Consider the following 16,055-nt stretch of genomic DNA (forward strand, 5'->3'; position numbering starts at 1 on the left):
GGGCCTAGGTCCGCGGGACGAGGCGGGGTCCGTCGAAATGACAGGGGCGCCCGGCGGCTACGGGCCTTACTCTGGGGCGATGAGTGCCCTTGAACCCCGCGTTCCGCAGCGCAGCGTGCCGGTCCCGCCCCAGCCCGGGGGCGGGATCCTCGGGTCCGCGTACCGGACGCTCAGCGTCGGGATCATCTCCGTGGTGTTCCTCATCGCGTTCGAGGCCACCGCCGTCGGCACCGCCATGCCCGTCGCCGCGCGGGAGCTCGACGGGATCGGGCTCTACGCCTTCGGGTTCTCCGCCTACTTCACCACCAGCCTCTTCGGCATGGTGCTCTCCGGCCAGTGGGCCGACCGGCGGGGGCCGTTGCGGCCGCTCACCGTCGGGATCGGGTCCTTCGCCGCCGGGCTGGTGTGCTGCGGGACCGCCGGGGGCATGGGGGTGTTCGTGCTCGGGCGGGCCGTTCAGGGGTTCGGGGGCGGGCTGGTGATCGTCGCCCTGTACGTCGTCGTCAGCCGGGCCTACGAGGAGCGGCTGCGGCCCGCGATCATGGCCGCCTTCGCCGCGAGCTGGGTCGTGCCGTCCATCGTGGGACCGCTGGCCGCCGGGACGGTGACCGAGCACCTCGGGTGGCGGTGGGTGTTCCTCGGGATTCCGGCGCTGGTCGTGGTGCCGTTGGCGGTCGCGCTGCCCGCGATACGGCGGACCGCCTCCGGCCCCGTCGACGCGGACGCGCCGCCCGCGGCCTTCGACCGGCGGCGGATCCGGTTGGCGCTCGGGATCTCCGTCGGGGCGGGGCTGCTCCAGTACGCCGCCCAGGACCTGCGGTGGGTGTCGGTGCTGCCCGGTCTCGTCGGGGCCGCCCTGCTGGTGCCCGCGGTGCTGGGGCTGCTGCCGCGTGGGACGTACCTGGCGCGGCGCGGGCTGCCCTCCGTGGTGCTGCTGCGCGGGGTCGCGGCCGGCTCCTTCATCGCCGCGGAGAGCTTCGTGCCGCTGATGCTGGTCACCCAGCGGGGGCTGAGCCCGACGCTGGCCGGGTTCTCGCTCGCGCTGGGCGGGGTGACCTGGGCGGGCGGCTCGTGGGTGCAGTCCAAGGGGCGGGTGGCGCCGTACCGGCAGCGGCTCATGGTGCTGGGGATGGTGTTCGTCGCGGCGGCCATCGCGGGGGCGCCGGCCGTGCTGGTCGAGGCGGTGCCGGTGTGGACGGTGGCCCTGGTCTGGGCGCTGGGGTGCCTGGGGATGGGGCTGGTGATCGGCTCGACGAGCGTGCTGCTGCTGAAGCTGTCCGCGCCGGAGGAGGCGGGGGCCAACTCCGCCGCCCTGCAGATCTCGGACGCCCTGGCGAATGTGGTGCTGCTCGCCGCGGGGGGCGCGGCGTTCGCGGCGCTGGGCGGGGGAGCGGTGGGCGGGGGAGCGGCGGGCGCCGGCCACGCCCTCGCGGAAGGAACGACCGCCTCGCACCCGGCCGCCTTCGTCGTCGTCTTCCTGCCGATGGCCGCCGTGGCGCTGGTGGGGGCGTGGGTCGCGACCCGGGTGGATGCCGTACCGGCCGTGGCTCCCGCCGCAAAGTAGTCGACAAGCGCATGGCGTGGATGTGCACCGTCGTGTTCCTCGACTTCAACGGGACCGAAATGATCGACGTCGATCAGGACGAGGCGTACAAGCTGGTGATCGAGGTGGTGACGGGAAGCCTCGAAGACGCGGGCCAGATCGCCCGGCGGCTGAAGGCGCTGCACGAAGCGGTGTGACGCTCACCGCACCCGGCGAGGTCGCGGGCCTGTCCCTCGCCGAGGGGTCGGCCCGCACCGGTAGGGTGGCCCGGTTGTCCTACGTACGACCGCCGCCGAGAGCCCGAACCGGAGACCGTGACTACTACCGCCTCCCACCACCTCTCACCCGCCTTCCCCGGCCGTGCCCCGTGGGGCACCGCCAGCAAGCTGCGCGCCTGGCAGCAGGGTGCGCTGGACCGGTACCTGCAGACCCAGCCCCGCGACTTCCTCGCGGTGGCGACGCCCGGCGCAGGCAAGACGACCTTCGCCCTGACCCTGGCGTCCTGGCTGCTGCACCACCACGTGGTGCAGCAGGTGACCGTCGTCGCGCCGACCGAGCACCTGAAGAAGCAGTGGGCCGAGGCCGCCGCCCGGATAGGCATCCGGCTGGACCCGGACTACTCCGCCGGGCCGCTCAGCAAGGAGTACCACGGCGTCGCCGTGACGTACGCGGGCGTCGGCGTGCGGCCGATGCTGCACCGCAACCGCTGCGAGCAGCGCAAGACGCTGGTCATCCTCGACGAGATCCACCACGCCGGCGACTCCAAGTCCTGGGGCGAGGCCTGCCTGGAGGCCTTCGACCCGGCGACCCGCCGCCTCGCCCTGACCGGTACGCCCTTCCGGTCCGACACCAACCCCATCCCCTTCGTCACCTATGAAGAGGGGAACGACGGGATCCGGCGCTCCTCCGCCGACTACACCTACGGCTACGGGAACGCCCTCGGCGACGGCGTCGTGCGCCCCGTGATCTTCCTCTCCTACAGCGGCAACATGCGCTGGCGTACGAAGGCGGGCGACGAGATCGCCGCCCGCCTCGGCGAGCCCATGACCAAGGACGCCATCTCGCAGGCCTGGCGCACGGCCCTGGACCCGCGCGGCGAATGGATGCCGAACGTGCTGCGCGCCGCCGACCAGCGGCTGACGGAGGTGCGCAAGAGCATCCCCGACGCGGGCGGCCTGGTCATCGCCTCCGACCAGGACGCGGCGCGCGCGTACGCCAAGCTCATCCGCGAGATCACCGGGACCAAGGCGACCCTCGTGCTCTCCGACGACGCGGGCGCCTCGAAGCGGATCGACGACTTCAGCGGGAACGACGACCGTTGGATGGTCGCGGTCCGGATGGTGTCCGAAGGCGTGGACGTACCGCGCCTCGCGGTCGGCGTGTACGCGACGACCATTTCGACCCCGCTGTTCTTCGCCCAGGCCGTCGGACGTTTCGTGCGTTCGCGCAGACGTGGCGAGACGGCGTCCGTATTCCTTCCGACGATCCCCTACCTGCTCGGCTTCGCCAACGAGATGGAGGTCGAGCGCGACCACGTCCTCGACCGGCCGAAGAAGCAGGGCGAGGAGGACCCGTACGCCGAGTCCGAGAAGGAGATGGAGGAGGCGAACCGGCAGGAGGACGAGGACACCGGCGAGGACGAGCAGATGTCCTTCGAGGCGCTGGAGTCCGACGCCGTCTTCGACCGGGTGCTGTACGACGGAGCCGAGTTCGGCATGCAGGCGCACCCGGGCAGCGAGGAGGAGCAGGACTACCTCGGCATCCCGGGGCTGCTGGAGCCGGACCAGGTGCAGCTGCTGCTCCAGAAGCGGCAGTCGCGGCAGATCGCGCACAGCCGCCGCAAGCCCGACGCCGAGGCCGACCTGCTGGAGTTGCCCGCGGAGCGGCGGCCGGTGGTCTCCCACAAGGAGCTGCTGGAGCTGCGCAAGTCGCTGAACACGATGGTGGGGGCGTACGTCCACCAGAGCGGCAAGCCGCACGGCGTGATCCACACGGAGCTGCGCCGCGTGTGCGGCGGGCCCCCGAGCGCGGAGGCCACGGCCGGGCAGCTGCGGGAGCGGATCAAGAAGGTCCAGGAGTGGGCCACGCGCATGCGCTGACGCCCCGGCGCCCAGGCCCCGGCCGGCAGCCCCGCCCCCCGGCCGCAGCCCGGGCGCCCGGCTTGACCCCCCGACTCCGTGGGTGGTTTCTCCAGATGTGACCGTGGGGTCCGTGCGGTGCTTCGTACGGACCCAACCGGTCGCTGCCGATCACGAATTGACGCCGACGGGCCTGCGGAAACCGTCATAAAGGGGTAGTACGCGCCCGGATTCTGGACGAGGACTTCCGCTGAGCGGACCCGCTCGCTACTGTCCCCGCATCGAACGCCCCGTGGCAGCGCCGCCGCGGGAGCGCAGCCGGTGCCATGGCCGCTACCGGCGGCCTCTCCGTGCGTCGCCGAGGGACCGGCAGCGCTCCACCCCGTGAGAGTCACCGCCGCCACCGAAAGAGGGAGAGGCGTCGTGACCGCGGAAACCTCCCAGACTCTCGACCGAGGGCTCAGGGTCCTCAAGCTGCTCGCCGACACCGACCACGGTCTGACTGTCACCGAGCTTTCCAACCGACTCGGTGTCAACCGCACCGTGGTCTACCGCCTGCTGGCCACCCTGGAGCAGCACGCCCTGGTCCGCCGCGACCTCGGCGGCCGGGCCCGGGTCGGACTCGGCGTGCTGCGGCTGGGGCGGCAGGTGCACCCGCTCGTACGCGAGGCGGCACTGCCCGCGCTGCGCTCCCTCGCCGAGGACATCGGTGCCACCGCGCACCTGACCCTCGTCGACGGCACCGAGGCGCTCGCCGTCGCCGTCGTCGAGCCGACCTGGACCGACTACCACGTCGCCTACCGGGCCGGCTTCCGCCACCCGCTGGACCGCGGCGCGGCCGGCCGGGCCATCCTGGCCGCGCGGCAGGGCTCGCTGATCGAGCCCGGTTACACGCTGACCCACGGGGAGCTCGAAGCCGGTGCGAGCGGAGCCGCCGCCCCGCTCGTGGGCATCACCGGGCTGGAGGGGAGCGTCGGCGTGGTGATGCTGGCCGACGCCGTGCCCGAGCGGGTCGGCCCGCGGGTGGTGGACGCGGCCCGCGAGGTCGCCGACGCCCTGCGCTGAGCGCGCCGCACGGGGCCGTGCCCCGCCGAAGCCGCGTCCCGTCGTCGGGGCGCGGCTTCGCCGCATCGGGCGCCCGATAGATTGGCCGGGTGCTCTCTCGCCTCACACGTCTGCCGCGTCCCGCCGCCCTGGCCGCCTGCGCCGCGCCCGTGCTCGGCCTGTTCGCCGCCGCGGCCTTCGCGCCGCTGCCGTTCGTGATCGCCCGGCCCGGGCCCACGGCCGACGTGCTCGGTGTCCGGGACGGCAAGCAGGTCATCGTCGTCTCCGGCGCCCCGACCCGGCAGACCACCGGCCAGCTGCGGATGACCACCATCCAGGCGACCGGCCCGTCGACCACGGTGACCCTGCCCGAGCTGCTGGACAACCTGTTCGACACCACCCGGGCGGTCATGCCCAAGGAGGCCGTCTACCCCTCGGGCGGAAGCGACGAGGAGATCGAGGAGCACAATCTGGAGGAAATGGCCACGTCGCAGTCGGCCGCCTCCCGGGCCGCCCTCGGATACCTCCACAAGGACCCCAAGGACGTGAAGGTGGAGCTCCACCTCGCCGACGTCGGCGGGCCGAGCGCGGGCCTCCTCTTCTCCCTCGGCATCGTCGACAAGCTCGACGGGGACGGCAGCGGCGGCGACCTCACCGGCGGCCGCACCGTCGCCGGCACCGGCACCATCACCCCCGACGGCAAGGTCGGCGCGGTCGGCGGGGTGGCGCTGAAGACCCAGGCCGCGCGCCGGGACGGTGCGGACGTGTTCCTCGTACCGGAGGCGGAGTGCACGGACGCCCAGTCCGAGCTCCCCGAGGGGCTGCGGCTGGTCCCCGTCACTTCGCTGACGGATGCGGTGAACGCGCTGCGGGCGCTGAACCGGGGAGAGCCGGCTCCGTCGTGCTGACCGGCCCGGGCGCCCGCTCCATGGCGCGCCAGGCCGGGAAGACCAGCGGCGCGAGCGTGACGAGCAGGTAGGTGCCGCCGAACAGCAGCAGCGCCCGCGCCGTCCCGAACCCGTCGACCAGCAGACCGGCGGCGAGCCCGCCCAGCGGCATGGTCAGCTCGCAGCCCGCCGTGCTCACCCCGGCGACCCGGCTGCGCAGTTCCTCGGGCACCTTCTCGTAGACCACCGTGGTCAGGATCGGGTTCAGCATGCCCGCACCCAGCCCGGCCAGGGCCATCGTCACGGCGAGCGGGAGCGTGCTGCCGGTGAGTGCGGCGACGACGTAGCGGGTCGAGCCGGAGACCAGGAAGGCCGCGGCGAAGACGGTCCTGCGGGGGAACCGCTCGCCCCACCACCCGTACAGCAGGGCGCCCAGCAGGGCGGAGCCGCCGAACAGGGAGATCAGCAGGCCGAGCGCGGTGGCGCCGCCGAGGGCCTCGCGGCCGTGCACGGGCAGCAGCACCGAGGACCAGCCCTGGTCGAGGCCGTTGGTCATCATCACCATCAGCGTGATGCCGAGCAGCAGCCGTGAACGGGTCAGGAAGGTCCAACCCTCGGCCAGTTCGGCCCGGTAGCCGGCGAACGAGACCTTGCCGGCGGCCGGTTGCGGATCGGCGGCCGGCACCCCGCGCAGGAAGGCGGTGACCAGCAGCGCCGAGACGGCGAAGGTGGCCGCGTCCAGCAGCAGGACGGCTTCGGCGCCGAACACCGCGATCAGCAGGCCGGCCACCGCGGCCCCGATCATGCGGGCACCGCGGGAGACCGCGTCGTAGAGGCCCGCCGCCCGGGTGAGGGTGGTTCCGGAGTGCTCGGCCAGGCTGGGCAGCAGGACCCCGCGGGCGGTCAGGCCGGGGGTGTGCACGAGGCCGCCGACGGCCATCAGCGCGCACAGCATCCAGAACTCCAGCAGGCCCGCGTAGTGCAGCAGCGGGATCGCGCCGACGGCCAGACCGCAGATCAGGTCGGAGGCCGCGGAGACCCGGCGGCGGCCGATCCGGTCGATGACCGGGCCGCCGACGAGCGCGGCGACGACGACGGGCAGGGTGGCGCAGAAGGCGACGACCCCGGCCCGCCCGGCGCTGCCCGTGGTCTGCAGGACGAACCACGGGACGCCGATGAGGGTGAGTGAACTTCCCGCGATGGAGACGGTGTTGGCGGCCAGGACGGCCGTGAAGGGCCGCCGGCTCATGCGGCGTGCGGGGCGCGGGCGATCCGGCTGGGGAGGGGGCCGGGCTGGACGAGGCGCAGCCCGGCGCCGATCAGTGCCGCGCCGAGCCGGTTGCGCAGGGAGGTGGCGGGGGCGGCTTCCCCGGCGGGGTGCCTGGCGGCGGCCTCGGCGGCCGGCTCGGCGCCGCGGGCGGCATGGGCGCCGGCATGGAGCTCGGCTGACGGGGCGGCGGACGGGAAGGCGTGCATGGCAGGACTCCTTCTCAGGCAGGGAGGGGTGAGGTACGGGCGCGGACGCACAGGTGCATCCGCGCGGGACGAGCCTGCGGAGCGGGACCGGCGGGTGGCCGGCGGCCGGCTATGCCCCGCTTCGGCGGGGGAAGGCGTGCGTGTGGACGCGGACTGTCTCCATGCCTTCCACCGCCGGCAGGTCGCGGTAGCTGTTGACCAGGTCGTGGAGCTTGTGGACCAGCTCCAGGCTCTGCTCGGGCGTCAGGCGCAGCGTGAAGTCGCTGATGTCGGAGCCGCGCCGCCACTCCGTCGGCCACGCGTGGGCATTGCCGAGCCAGGTGTCCATCTCCTGCGCGTGGATCGTTGCGATCTCGTGCAGGAAGACATCGGCGGCGCCCCGGGTCTCGGGGTCGCCGTCGTACAGCATCGACTCGTCGAAACCCGTGCCTTCGTGGGAGGCCCGCCACCAGCGTTCCCGGCCCTTGCCGTGCTCCGGGGCGTCCTCGACGAACCCGTGCGCGGCGAGCTGGCGCAGGTGGTAGCTGGTGGAGCCGCTGGACTCCCCGAGCCGCTCGGCCAGCTGGGAGGCCGTGGCCGGGCCGTCCTGCCGCAGGGCGGCCAGCATGCGCATGCGCAGCGGGTGGGCGAGTCCGCGCAGGGAGCGGGCGTCCAGCATGCGGAGCTGTGGCTGCTTGGCGGGCTCGGTGGCCTGGGGCTCTTCGGGCATGCCTCAACCGTAGACTTGCAAAGGACTCTATGCAATGAGTTCTTTGCAAACAGTTCTTTGGAACTGTGTCAGCGGTCTTCCGCCGCCTGCTCCACCAGCGGGATGATCCGCAGGGGCACCGGGTTCTCCATGACGATCGCGGTCGAGGCCCGCACAATCCCCTCGAAGCCGACCACCCGGTCGATCACCCGCTGGAGGTCGGCGTTGGACCGGGCCACCAGCCGGCACAGCATGTCCCCGTGCCCGGTGGTCGTGTGCAGTTCCAGGACCTCAGGCACCCCGCTCAAGTGGGCCCGTACGTCGGCCCCCTGGCCCTGCTTGATCTCCAGCGTGGCGAAGGCCGTCACCGGATACCCGAGGGCCGCCGGATCCACCTGGGGGCCGAATCCGCGGATCACCCCGTTCGCCTGGAGCCGGTCGAGCCGGGCCTGCACGGTGCCGCGGGCCACGCCGAGCCGGCGCGAGGCCTCCAGCACCCCGATCCTGGGCTCCCGCGCGAGCAGCACGATGAGCCGGCCGTCGAGTGCGTCGATTCCCATCGGGGCCTCCAGGGCGCTCGGGGAGTGGTCATCCTGCACAGATCTCTCAGTCATCCTCCGCCCCTACTGGGCAACCTGTACAGGAGAAATGGAAACTATTGCGCAGCTTGTGGATCGGCGGGACTCTGCGCTCATGACTGACTCCTTGGCGAACCTCGAAACCACCCCGCACACCGCGCGTGAGGCAGACCCCTTCCCGGTGAAGGGCATGGACGCGGTCGTCTTCGCCGTCGGCAACGCCAAGCAGGCCGCGCACTACTACTCCACCGCCTTCGGCATGAAGCTCGTCGCCTACTCCGGACCGGAGAACGGCGTCCGCGAGACGGCCAGCTACGTCCTCACCAACGGCGCCGCGCGCTTCGTCCTGACCTCGGTCATCAAGCCGACCACGGACCGCGGCCGCTTCCTCGCCGAACACGTCGCCGACCACGGCGACGGCGTCATCGACCTCGCCATCGAGGTCCCGGACGCCCGCGCCGCGTACAAGTACGCCGTCGAGCAGGGCGCGCGCGGCCTGGACGAGCCGTACGAGCTGACCGACGAGCACGGCACGGTCGTGCTGGCCGCGATCGCCACCTACGGCCAGACCCGCCACACGCTGGTCGACCGCTCGAACTACTCCGGCCCCTACCTGCCGGGCTACGTCGCCGTCGGCCCGATGGTCGAGCCGCCGGCCAAGCGGACCTTCCAGGCGATCGACCACTGCGTCGGCAACGTCGAGCTCGGCCGCATGAACGAGTGGGTCGGCTTCTACAACAAGGTCATGGGCTTCACGAACATGAAGGAGTTCGTGGGCGACGACATCGCGACCGAGTACTCGGCGCTGATGTCGAAGGTGGTCGCGGACGGCACCCTGAAGGTGAAGTTCCCGATCAACGAGCCGGCGATCGCGAAGAAGAAGTCGCAGATCGACGAGTACCTGGAGTTCTACGGCGGCGCGGGCGTCCAGCACATCGCGCTGGCGACCAACGACATCGTGGCCACGGTCCGCGCGATGCGGGCGGCGGGCGTGCAGTTCCTGGACACCCCGGACTCGTACTACGACACGCTGGGCGAGTGGGTCGGCGACACCCGCGTCCCGATCGAGACCCTGCGCGAGCTGAAGATCCTCGCGGACCGCGACGAGGACGGCTACCTGCTCCAGATCTTCACCAAGCCGGTCCAGGACCGCCCGACGGTCTTCTTCGAGATGATCGAGCGCCACGGCTCCATGGGCTTCGGCAAGGGCAACTTCAAGGCCCTGTTCGAGGCCATCGAGCGCGAGCAGGCCAAGCGCGGCAACCTCTAGCCGTCACAGCGGCTACGCGGCTCTGCGGTAGACGGGCCGTACGCGGCCTGCCGTACGGGGGTCGGCGGTACGCGGGCCGGGGTCCGGGGCACGAGCTCCCGGGCCCCGGCCCGCCGCCGTGTCACTCTCCCGACGGGCTCGGCGCCGGCACCGGCGTCAGCGTCGGCGAAGGGGCCGGCTTCGGCTTCGCCGGCGCAGCCGCCGCCTTCGGCTTCGCCGCGGCCGGCTTCTGCGCAGCCGCCTTCGCCGCCGCGGGCTTCGGCTCGGGCTTGGCCGGCTTGGGCAGCTCCGGCGCCACCCACGGCGTGGGCGGCTGCATGTTCTCCGGACCGCCCGGCTGTGGCTGGCCGATCGAGGCCAGGGCCTCCTTCACCAGCGGCACCCGGACCGGCGAGAACCGCGGGTTCGTGCGCATCGCCTCCTGGAGGTGGCGCCGCGCCCCGGCCTCGTCCCCGACACCCCGCTCGATCATCGCCAGGTGGTAGGAGAAGTCCGCACTGCGCAAACCCCGGTCCGTCGCCTTCTTCGCGTACTCCAGGGCCGCCGTGTCGTCCCCCGACTTGTGCAGCGCCCACCCCAGCGCGTCCGCCACCTGCATGTTCTTGTGCCGTGCCCACTCCTGCATGAGCCGCCGCACCGCCGCGCCCGGATCCCCGTGGTCCGCCTCGAACAGGCCGAGGACCACCTCGTCGTTCACCCCGTCCGCCCCCTCCCGCGCCGCCGCCCGCAGCATGTCGTAGGGCACCCGTGCCTCGTCCGCCCGCCCCAGCGACTCCAGCAACTCGCCCAGCTCCAGCGCCAGTCGCGGCATCGGCGCCCGGCCCAGCGCCAGCCGGTAGTCCCGTACCGCCTCCCCGCCACGGCCCAGCCCGGCCAGCGCCCGCGCCCGGCCCCCGAGGGCCTCCGCCTGCGCCGGGTCCGCCCGCAGGGCGCCCTCGTACTGGCCGAGCGCCTCCGTCGTCTCACCCCGCTCCCAGGCCAGCTCGCCGAGCCGGAACAGCACGTACGCCTTCTCCGCCGGGGACTTCGCCGCGCCCGCCGCGTGCTCCATCGCCATCGCCGCGTCCTCGCGCCAGCCGCGGTCCCGGTAGACCTGCGAGGCCCGGATGAACGCCGTCAGTCCCGGCCGCAGGTCCACCAGCCGCTCCATCGCCCGCTCGGCGCCCTTGTAGTCCCCGAGGCCCGAGTAGGCGTCCACCAGCACCGGGTACGCCGTCCACCGCTGCGGTGCCTGCGCCCGCACCAGCTCGCCCCACTTCTTGCCGGTGGCGTAGTCCCCGCGGGCGTTGGCCAGCGCGCCCATGCCCGTCATCGCGTCGAAGTTGCCCTTCTCGGCCGGGTGGATCTCCAGCGACCGCTTCAGCGCCTTCTCCGCCTTCGGGTACCAGCCCGGGGCCGCCGTCCGCCGCGCCTGCTCCAGGTACGCCGCCCCGAGCACCGCCCACGACCCGTCGTCGTCCGGATGCCCCGCGACCCACTTCTCCCGGTCGGCGACCAGGGCCGTCAGGTCCACCGCCGCCGCGGGCGCGCCCATGCCGACCGCCGAGGCGGCCCGTTCGCTGGGACCCGGCGGGCGCGCGTCGTCGCCCTGGCGGGCAGGCCGGATGACCAGCGCCCCGACGATCAGGACCACGGCAACCGCGGCCGCCACGAGCGTCTTGCGGCCGGTGAAGGTCACGGGCGGCACGGGCTGCTGCGATTCCTCGTCGATACGGTCCATGAAGGCACTGTGCGTCAATATGAAGAGCGTGCCCGGCTGTCCGAAGCCGGTCGCCGCCGTGTTCACACCGATGGCCCCCGGTGCCACGCTGAGCCCATGGATCTCACAGCCGATGATCTCCAGGCCTCCGTACCGCGCTCCGGGCACCCGCTCGCCGCGCGGCTGACGGAGAGCCTGCTCGAAGGGCTCCCCGCCGAGGCCGTCCTCACCGACCCCGAGGTCACCGCCTCCTACGCCACCGACATGGCCGCCTTCTGCCCCGCCGGCACCCCGGCCGCCGTCGTCCTGCCCCGCACCGTCGAACAGGTCCAGCACGTCCTGCGCACCGCCACCGCCCTACGCGTCCCCGTCGTCCCGCAGGGCGCCCGTACGGGCCTGTCCGGCGCGGCCAACGCCACCGACGGCTGCATCGTGCTCTCCCTGATCCGGATGGACCGGATCCTGGAGATCGACACCGTCGACCGCATCGCCGTCGTCGAGCCAGGCGTCGTCAACGCCGTCCTCTCCCGGGCCGTCGCCGAGCACGGCCTGTACTACCCGCCCGACCCCTCCAGCTGGGAGCAGTGCACCATCGGCGGCAACATCGGCACGGCCTCGGGCGGCCTGTGCTGCGTCAAGTACGGGGTCACCGCCGAGTACGTGCTCGGCCTCGACGTGGTCCTGGCCGACGGGCGGCTGCTGCGCACGGGCCGGCGCACCGCCAAGGGGGTTGCCGGGTACGACCTCACCCGGCTCTTCACCGGCTCCGAGGGCACCCTCGGCGTGGTCGTGCGCGCCGTCCTCGGGCTGCGCCCCGCGCCGCTCCCGCAGCTCGCGCTGGCCGCCGAGTTCCCCTCCGCCGCGGCCGCCTGCGCGGCCGTCTGCGCCGTCATGGAGGCGGGCCTGGCGCCCTCGCTGCTCGAACTGATGGACCGTACGACCGTCCGGGCCGTCAACGCCCTCGGCCGGATGGGCCTGCCCGAGACCACCGAGGCCCTGCTGCTGGCCGCCTTCGACACCCCGCAGGCCCCCGGAGACCTGGCCGCCGTCGCGCGGCTGTGCACGGCCGCCGGAGCCACCGCGGTCGTCCCCGCCGAGGACCGGGCGGAGTCCGAACTGCTGCTGCGGGCCCGCCGGATGTCGCTGACCGCCTTGGAGGCGCTGCGGCCCGCGACGATGATCGACGACGTGTGCGTACCGCGTTCGCGGCTCGCCGAGATGCTGGACGGGACGGCCGCCATCGCCCGCACGCACGACCTGCTGATCGGGGTCTGCGCGCACGCGGGCGACGGCAACACCCACCCGGTGGTCTGTTTCGACCCGGCCGACGCGGACGAGACGCGGCGGGCCCGCGCCTCCTTCGACGCGATCATGGAACTGGGACTGGAGCTCGGCGGGACCATCACCGGCGAGCACGGCGTCGGCGTCCTGAAGAAGGAATGGCTCGCCCGCGAACTGGGACCCGTGGGCCTGGAGATGCAGCGCGCGGTCAAGCAGGCCTTCGATCCGCTCGGCCTGCTCAACCCCGGCAAGCTCCACTGACGCCCCACGCGGCCGCCGCGGCCGCGGTACGGGGCTCCGCCCGCCCGGCATCACAGCTCGCCGTCCGCCGACTCGTCCGACGGCCAGGGGTCGCGCATCCACAGGTCGTCGGCCGGAGTCGGGGCGAGCAGCTCGGCCAGCGCCTCGTCCAGGCCCAGCCGCTCGGCCTCGCTGCCGGGCGGGACGGCGCGCAGGGTGCGCTCCAGCCAGGCCGAGACGGCGGGCCCCGGGGCCTCCAGCAGCGCGTCGCCGTCCGGGGAGCTCAGCGCCATGCACAACACCGCCTTGTCGTCCACCTTCGTGGGCCAGATCCGGACGTCGCCGTGGCCGCACGGGCGGAACACCCCCTCGGCCAGCAGCTCGCGCGCGAAAGTCCAGTTGACCGGCGCGCTGGAGCCGGTGTGGAAGGTGATGTGAACGGCGTACGGGTCGTCGGCCAGGTACACCAGGCGGGCGGGGACGGCGATGCTGCGCTCGGGGGACAGGACCAGCTTGAGTTCCAGCTCGCGCTCGATGACGGGGTGCTGGTGCATGGCGGCCTCTTCTCGGTTCGGGCTGCAGGGGTGCAGGAATGCAGGGGTGCCGGGTGCGGGGCCGGTTCGGGCCCCACACCCGCAGAGAGCGCCGAAGTGCCCGGGTATGACGCGACTTCGGGCACCCCATCGGGGGATTGGCCGGATTCTGTCGACTGACCGAAAAGAGCCGCACGGGGGGAGGTTCGCTCGAAGGCTTGGATTCTCCCGTTACCGGACCGGTCGGGGGGCGGTTCTTGGCTATGGTCCTCCCCCTGCACAAGCCTCAAGCCACGATCGGAGTTGGGGACATTGACGCCCTCCCCAGGTGACGGCGAGCACGCGGCCCGCGAGGGCTACTACCCCGATCCGTCCATCCCCGGGTACGTCCGGTACTGGAACGGCCTGTCCTGGGTCCCGGGTACGAGCCGCCCCGCCACCCCCGCCGACGAGACGGGGCCGGTGTTCCTGGACCGGACGGGCGCGACCGAGGTGGTGGCCGAGCGGGCGCCGGCGGCCGCATGGCAGGCCGATCCCGCCCAGCAGGCCGGCTTCGGCGGGCCCCGCGACGACCGGGTGTCCTGGGGCCACCGCGCGGAGCTGGAGGCAGAGCCCGAGCCGGAGGCAGAGCCTGAGCCGGAGGCCGCGCCGGAGCCGGAGCCCGCGCCGCCGGCGGCGGAGCGGGGGCCGGGGGTGTCCTTCGCCCGAGCGGGGGCCGGGGCCGGGGCCGCGGCAGGGCGCGGCTCGGCCGAGGGGGTGGGCATCCTGTCGGCGCGGTCCCCCGCCGCCGAGCCCCCGGCCTGGCCCTCCGCGCCGGGCGGCGGCTCCGACTCCGGCCTCACCTCGTCCTGGCCCGAGGCCCAGCCGGCGCCCCGTCGCCCACAGCATGGGGAGCCCGACCCCTGGTCGCCGTCCGGGCAGCCCGCACCGAGCCGTGCCACGGCGGACGAACCCCGGTGGCCGTCCACTCCGGACCGCCCCGCCCCGGACGCTGCCGGTGTCCGGCAGCCGGCCCGCGCGGAGGTGCGGGCGGCGGAGCCGGCCTCCGGTGGCCTTCGGGGCACGGGAGTCCGGACGCCCGAGCAGCCCGCGCCGGGGCGGCCCGGCCCGGAGGCAGGCGGCGACCGGCAGACCGTACGCGGCGGCGAACGGGACACCCGGGACGGCGAGTCGGCGCCGCGGGGTGCCGTCCCCTGGACGCCTCGGCAGGGCTCCGCCGGGGGCGGCTCGCTCCGGGCCGAGCCGTCCGCGGGCCGGGCGGATGCGGACCGGCCGGATGCGGACGGCTCCGCCCCCGCCCGGCACCGGCCCACTGGGCGGGACGTGTTCGAGCAGATGGCGGAGCGGGCCGTGCGGCCGGCCGGGCTGCCGCGCCGGGCCGCGGCCCGTGCGCTGGACTCCCTCGTCCTCGCCGCGGTCGCCGCGGCCACCGCCCGGCCCCTGGTCCCCGCCGCGACCGCACACCTCCAGGCCAAGGTGGACGCCGCCCGGAGCACCGGCCGCACCACCACCGTCTGGCTGTTCGACGGGACCGTCGCGGGCCACCTCGGCCTCGTCCTCGGCGCCGTCCTCCTCTTCGGGGTGTTCTACGAGGTCCTCCCCACCGCCCGCTGGGGCCGTACCCCCGGCAAGAAGCTCCTCGGCATCCGGGTCCTGGCCGCCTCGACCCTCCGCCCCCCGGGCTTCGGCGCGGCCCTGAGCCGCTGGCTGGTGTTCGCCCTCTTCGGGCTCCTCGGCTGCCTGTGGTGTCTCGGCGACCGGCCCCGCCGCCGCGGCTGGCACGACCGCGCGGCCGGGACGTACGTGTCCCGCTAGTGCCGTGCCGGGCGGCGCGACCCGGTGGACCTTTCCGGTCACAGCACTAGCCCCCACGGCAGGGCCGCCAGGGCCCGCGGCGCCCGGCCCCCGACAGGCCCCCCGGTGCCGCCCTGGGCGCCGTCCGGGGGGTGGATACCCCTAACGGACTCCGTCCCGTTGCGGGTCGTCAGGAGGCGGGGTCGACTCGGGGCATGAGTACCGATCAGCCGCCGCCGGCCGAGCGGCCCGAGGACGACCCGTTCCGCAAGAAGCCCACGGAGCCGCCGACCTCGGGCGGGCCGCCGCCGCCCGGAGGCCCCTACGGCGGCGGAGGAGGCCCCTACGGCGGCGGCGGAGGCGGGTACCCGCCCCCACCGCCCCCGCCGCCCGGCGGCCCGTACAACGGCGGGGGAGGCGCGTACGGCGGTGGCGGCTACGGCATGCCCGACCCGCTCGCCGGGATGCCCCCGCTCGCCGACTTCGGCAAGCGGCTCGGCGCCCGCATCATCGACGTCATCATCGTGGCCATTCCGCTGGCCCTGATCCAGCTGGCCTTCGGCACCAACCGCTACGTCGTCGAGACGAACAAGGGCGAGGACGTCAGCGAGGTCATCACCAAGTCGTACAGCGGCAGCGGCCTGGCCATGACCCTGATCTCGATCGCCGTGTACGTCGGCTACGACTGGTGGTTCATCCACCGGAGCGGGCAGACCATCGGCAAGAAGGCGCTGGGCCTGCGCACCGCCATGCTCAACGACGGCAGCGTCCCGCCGTCGGGCGCCTCCCTGGCCCGCGCCGCGGTGCTCTGGCTGCCGACGCTGATCTGCTGCTTCTGCCTGTGGCCGCTCGCGCTGATCGTCTCGATGCTCGTCGACAAGCCGTACAAGCAGGCCCTGCACGACAAGGTGGGCAAGACGGTGGTGGTCAAGGTGGTGTAGCGC

15 protein-coding genes are annotated in these 16,055 nt (G+C 73.8%); 9 read left to right on the top strand and 6 right to left on the bottom strand.

What is annotated here, in order from left to right:
- The first annotated feature begins 79 nt into the window (after positions 1 to 79).
- The 5 genes from AC0666_RS03735 (at position 80) to AC0666_RS03755 (ending at position 5,573) form a co-directional block, all read left to right on the top strand.
- A complete protein-coding gene (locus tag AC0666_RS03735; protein WP_468968377.1) occupies positions 80 to 1,564 on the top strand; it encodes an MFS transporter in 1,485 nt (494 codons plus the stop codon).
- Between the two features lie 11 nt (positions 1,565 to 1,575).
- On the top strand, positions 1,576 to 1,740 hold the full coding sequence (locus AC0666_RS03740; protein WP_468968374.1) for a hypothetical protein: 165 nt from the start codon (positions 1,576 to 1,578) through the stop codon (positions 1,738 to 1,740).
- 117 nt (positions 1,741 to 1,857) lie between these two features.
- Positions 1,858 to 3,642 (top strand): DEAD/DEAH box helicase, encoded by a 1,785-nt coding sequence (locus tag AC0666_RS03745; RefSeq protein ID WP_356846873.1) that lies wholly within the window; start codon positions 1,858 to 1,860, stop codon positions 3,640 to 3,642.
- 402 nt (positions 3,643 to 4,044) lie between these two features.
- The gene (locus AC0666_RS03750; protein ID WP_007264382.1) at positions 4,045 to 4,686 is read left to right on the top strand and encodes an IclR family transcriptional regulator; all 642 of its coding nucleotides are present in this window, start codon (positions 4,045 to 4,047) and stop codon (positions 4,684 to 4,686) included.
- Positions 4,687 to 4,775: 89 nt separating this feature from the next.
- Positions 4,776 to 5,573, top strand: coding sequence for a S16 family serine protease (locus tag AC0666_RS03755; RefSeq protein WP_361722345.1), 798 nt, complete (start codon positions 4,776 to 4,778; stop codon positions 5,571 to 5,573).
- On the opposite strand, the gene AC0666_RS03760 is transcribed toward AC0666_RS03755, so the two are convergent.
- The 4 genes from AC0666_RS03760 to AC0666_RS03775 form a co-directional block, all read right to left on the bottom strand.
- Positions 5,503 to 6,801: an MFS transporter gene (locus AC0666_RS03760; RefSeq protein WP_478707023.1), complete on the bottom strand. Its 1,299-nt coding sequence runs from the start codon at positions 6,799 to 6,801 to the stop codon at positions 5,503 to 5,505. The two genes, AC0666_RS03755 and AC0666_RS03760, sit on opposite strands and share 71 nt — an antisense overlap.
- Positions 6,798 to 7,028 carry a hypothetical protein gene (locus AC0666_RS03765; RefSeq protein ID WP_478707024.1) on the bottom strand — a complete coding sequence of 77 codons (231 nt, stop codon included), beginning with the start codon at positions 7,026 to 7,028 and terminating at the stop codon, positions 6,798 to 6,800. The genes AC0666_RS03760 and AC0666_RS03765 overlap by 4 nt, the downstream gene beginning before the upstream one ends.
- A gap of 109 nt (positions 7,029 to 7,137) precedes the next feature.
- Positions 7,138 to 7,737, bottom strand: coding sequence for an ArsR/SmtB family transcription factor (locus tag AC0666_RS03770; protein WP_478707025.1), 600 nt, complete (start codon positions 7,735 to 7,737; stop codon positions 7,138 to 7,140).
- A gap of 68 nt (positions 7,738 to 7,805) precedes the next feature.
- Positions 7,806 to 8,276 (bottom strand): Lrp/AsnC family transcriptional regulator, encoded by a 471-nt coding sequence (locus AC0666_RS03775; RefSeq protein ID WP_468582755.1) that lies wholly within the window; start codon positions 8,274 to 8,276, stop codon positions 7,806 to 7,808.
- Positions 8,277 to 8,409: 133 nt separating this feature from the next.
- Between AC0666_RS03775 and hppD the strand changes: the two genes are divergently transcribed.
- Positions 8,410 to 9,564, top strand: coding sequence for a 4-hydroxyphenylpyruvate dioxygenase (gene hppD / locus AC0666_RS03780; protein WP_468968359.1), 1,155 nt, complete (start codon positions 8,410 to 8,412; stop codon positions 9,562 to 9,564).
- 121 nt (positions 9,565 to 9,685) lie between these two features.
- Here hppD and AC0666_RS03785 read toward each other — a convergent pair whose 3' ends face one another.
- Entirely contained in the window at positions 9,686 to 11,284 is a 1,599-nt protein-coding gene (locus AC0666_RS03785) for a tetratricopeptide repeat protein (protein WP_478707026.1), read from the bottom strand.
- A gap of 96 nt (positions 11,285 to 11,380) precedes the next feature.
- Here AC0666_RS03785 and AC0666_RS03790 point away from each other — a divergent pair, with 96 nt between their 5' ends.
- A complete protein-coding gene (locus AC0666_RS03790) occupies positions 11,381 to 12,805 on the top strand; it encodes an FAD-binding oxidoreductase (protein WP_478707027.1) in 1,425 nt (474 codons plus the stop codon).
- A gap of 50 nt (positions 12,806 to 12,855) precedes the next feature.
- Here AC0666_RS03790 and AC0666_RS03795 read toward each other — a convergent pair whose 3' ends face one another.
- A complete protein-coding gene (locus AC0666_RS03795; protein WP_478707028.1) occupies positions 12,856 to 13,338 on the bottom strand; it encodes an SsgA family sporulation/cell division regulator in 483 nt (160 codons plus the stop codon).
- A 291-nt stretch (positions 13,339 to 13,629) separates the two neighbouring features.
- Here AC0666_RS03795 and AC0666_RS03800 point away from each other — a divergent pair, with 291 nt between their 5' ends.
- A complete protein-coding gene (locus AC0666_RS03800) occupies positions 13,630 to 15,132 on the top strand; it encodes an RDD family protein (RefSeq protein ID WP_478707029.1) in 1,503 nt (500 codons plus the stop codon).
- A 194-nt stretch (positions 15,133 to 15,326) separates the two neighbouring features.
- Complete coding sequence (locus tag AC0666_RS03805; protein WP_478707030.1) at positions 15,327 to 16,052, top strand: RDD family protein; 726 nt, start codon at positions 15,327 to 15,329, stop codon at positions 16,050 to 16,052.
- Positions 16,053 to 16,055 lie beyond the last annotated feature (3 nt).

This window comes from Streptomyces sp. NPDC043680 (assembly GCF_056436685.1).

Bases quoted from the DNA above. Each gene is read 5' to 3' on its own strand.
- AC0666_RS03735 (WP_468968377.1), top strand. From the start codon at position 80: ATGAGTGCCCTTGAACCCCGCGTTCCGCAGCGCAGCGTGCCGGTCCCG.
- AC0666_RS03740 (WP_468968374.1), top strand. From the start codon at position 1,576: ATGGCGTGGATGTGCACCGTCGTGTTCCTCGACTTCAACGGGACCGAA.
- AC0666_RS03760 (WP_478707023.1), bottom strand. From the start codon at position 6,801: ATGAGCCGGCGGCCCTTCACGGCCGTCCTGGCCGCCAACACCGTCTCC.
- AC0666_RS03765 (WP_478707024.1), bottom strand. From the start codon at position 7,028: ATGCACGCCTTCCCGTCCGCCGCCCCGTCAGCCGAGCTCCATGCCGGC.
- AC0666_RS03770 (WP_478707025.1), bottom strand. From the start codon at position 7,737: ATGCCCGAAGAGCCCCAGGCCACCGAGCCCGCCAAGCAGCCACAGCTC.
- AC0666_RS03775 (WP_468582755.1), bottom strand. From the start codon at position 8,276: ATGGGAATCGACGCACTCGACGGCCGGCTCATCGTGCTGCTCGCGCGG.
- hppD (WP_468968359.1), top strand. From the start codon at position 8,410: ATGACTGACTCCTTGGCGAACCTCGAAACCACCCCGCACACCGCGCGT.
- AC0666_RS03785 (WP_478707026.1), bottom strand. From the start codon at position 11,284: ATGGACCGTATCGACGAGGAATCGCAGCAGCCCGTGCCGCCCGTGACC.
- AC0666_RS03790 (WP_478707027.1), top strand. From the start codon at position 11,381: ATGGATCTCACAGCCGATGATCTCCAGGCCTCCGTACCGCGCTCCGGG.
- AC0666_RS03795 (WP_478707028.1), bottom strand. From the start codon at position 13,338: ATGCACCAGCACCCCGTCATCGAGCGCGAGCTGGAACTCAAGCTGGTC.
- AC0666_RS03805 (WP_478707030.1), top strand. From the start codon at position 15,327: ATGAGTACCGATCAGCCGCCGCCGGCCGAGCGGCCCGAGGACGACCCG.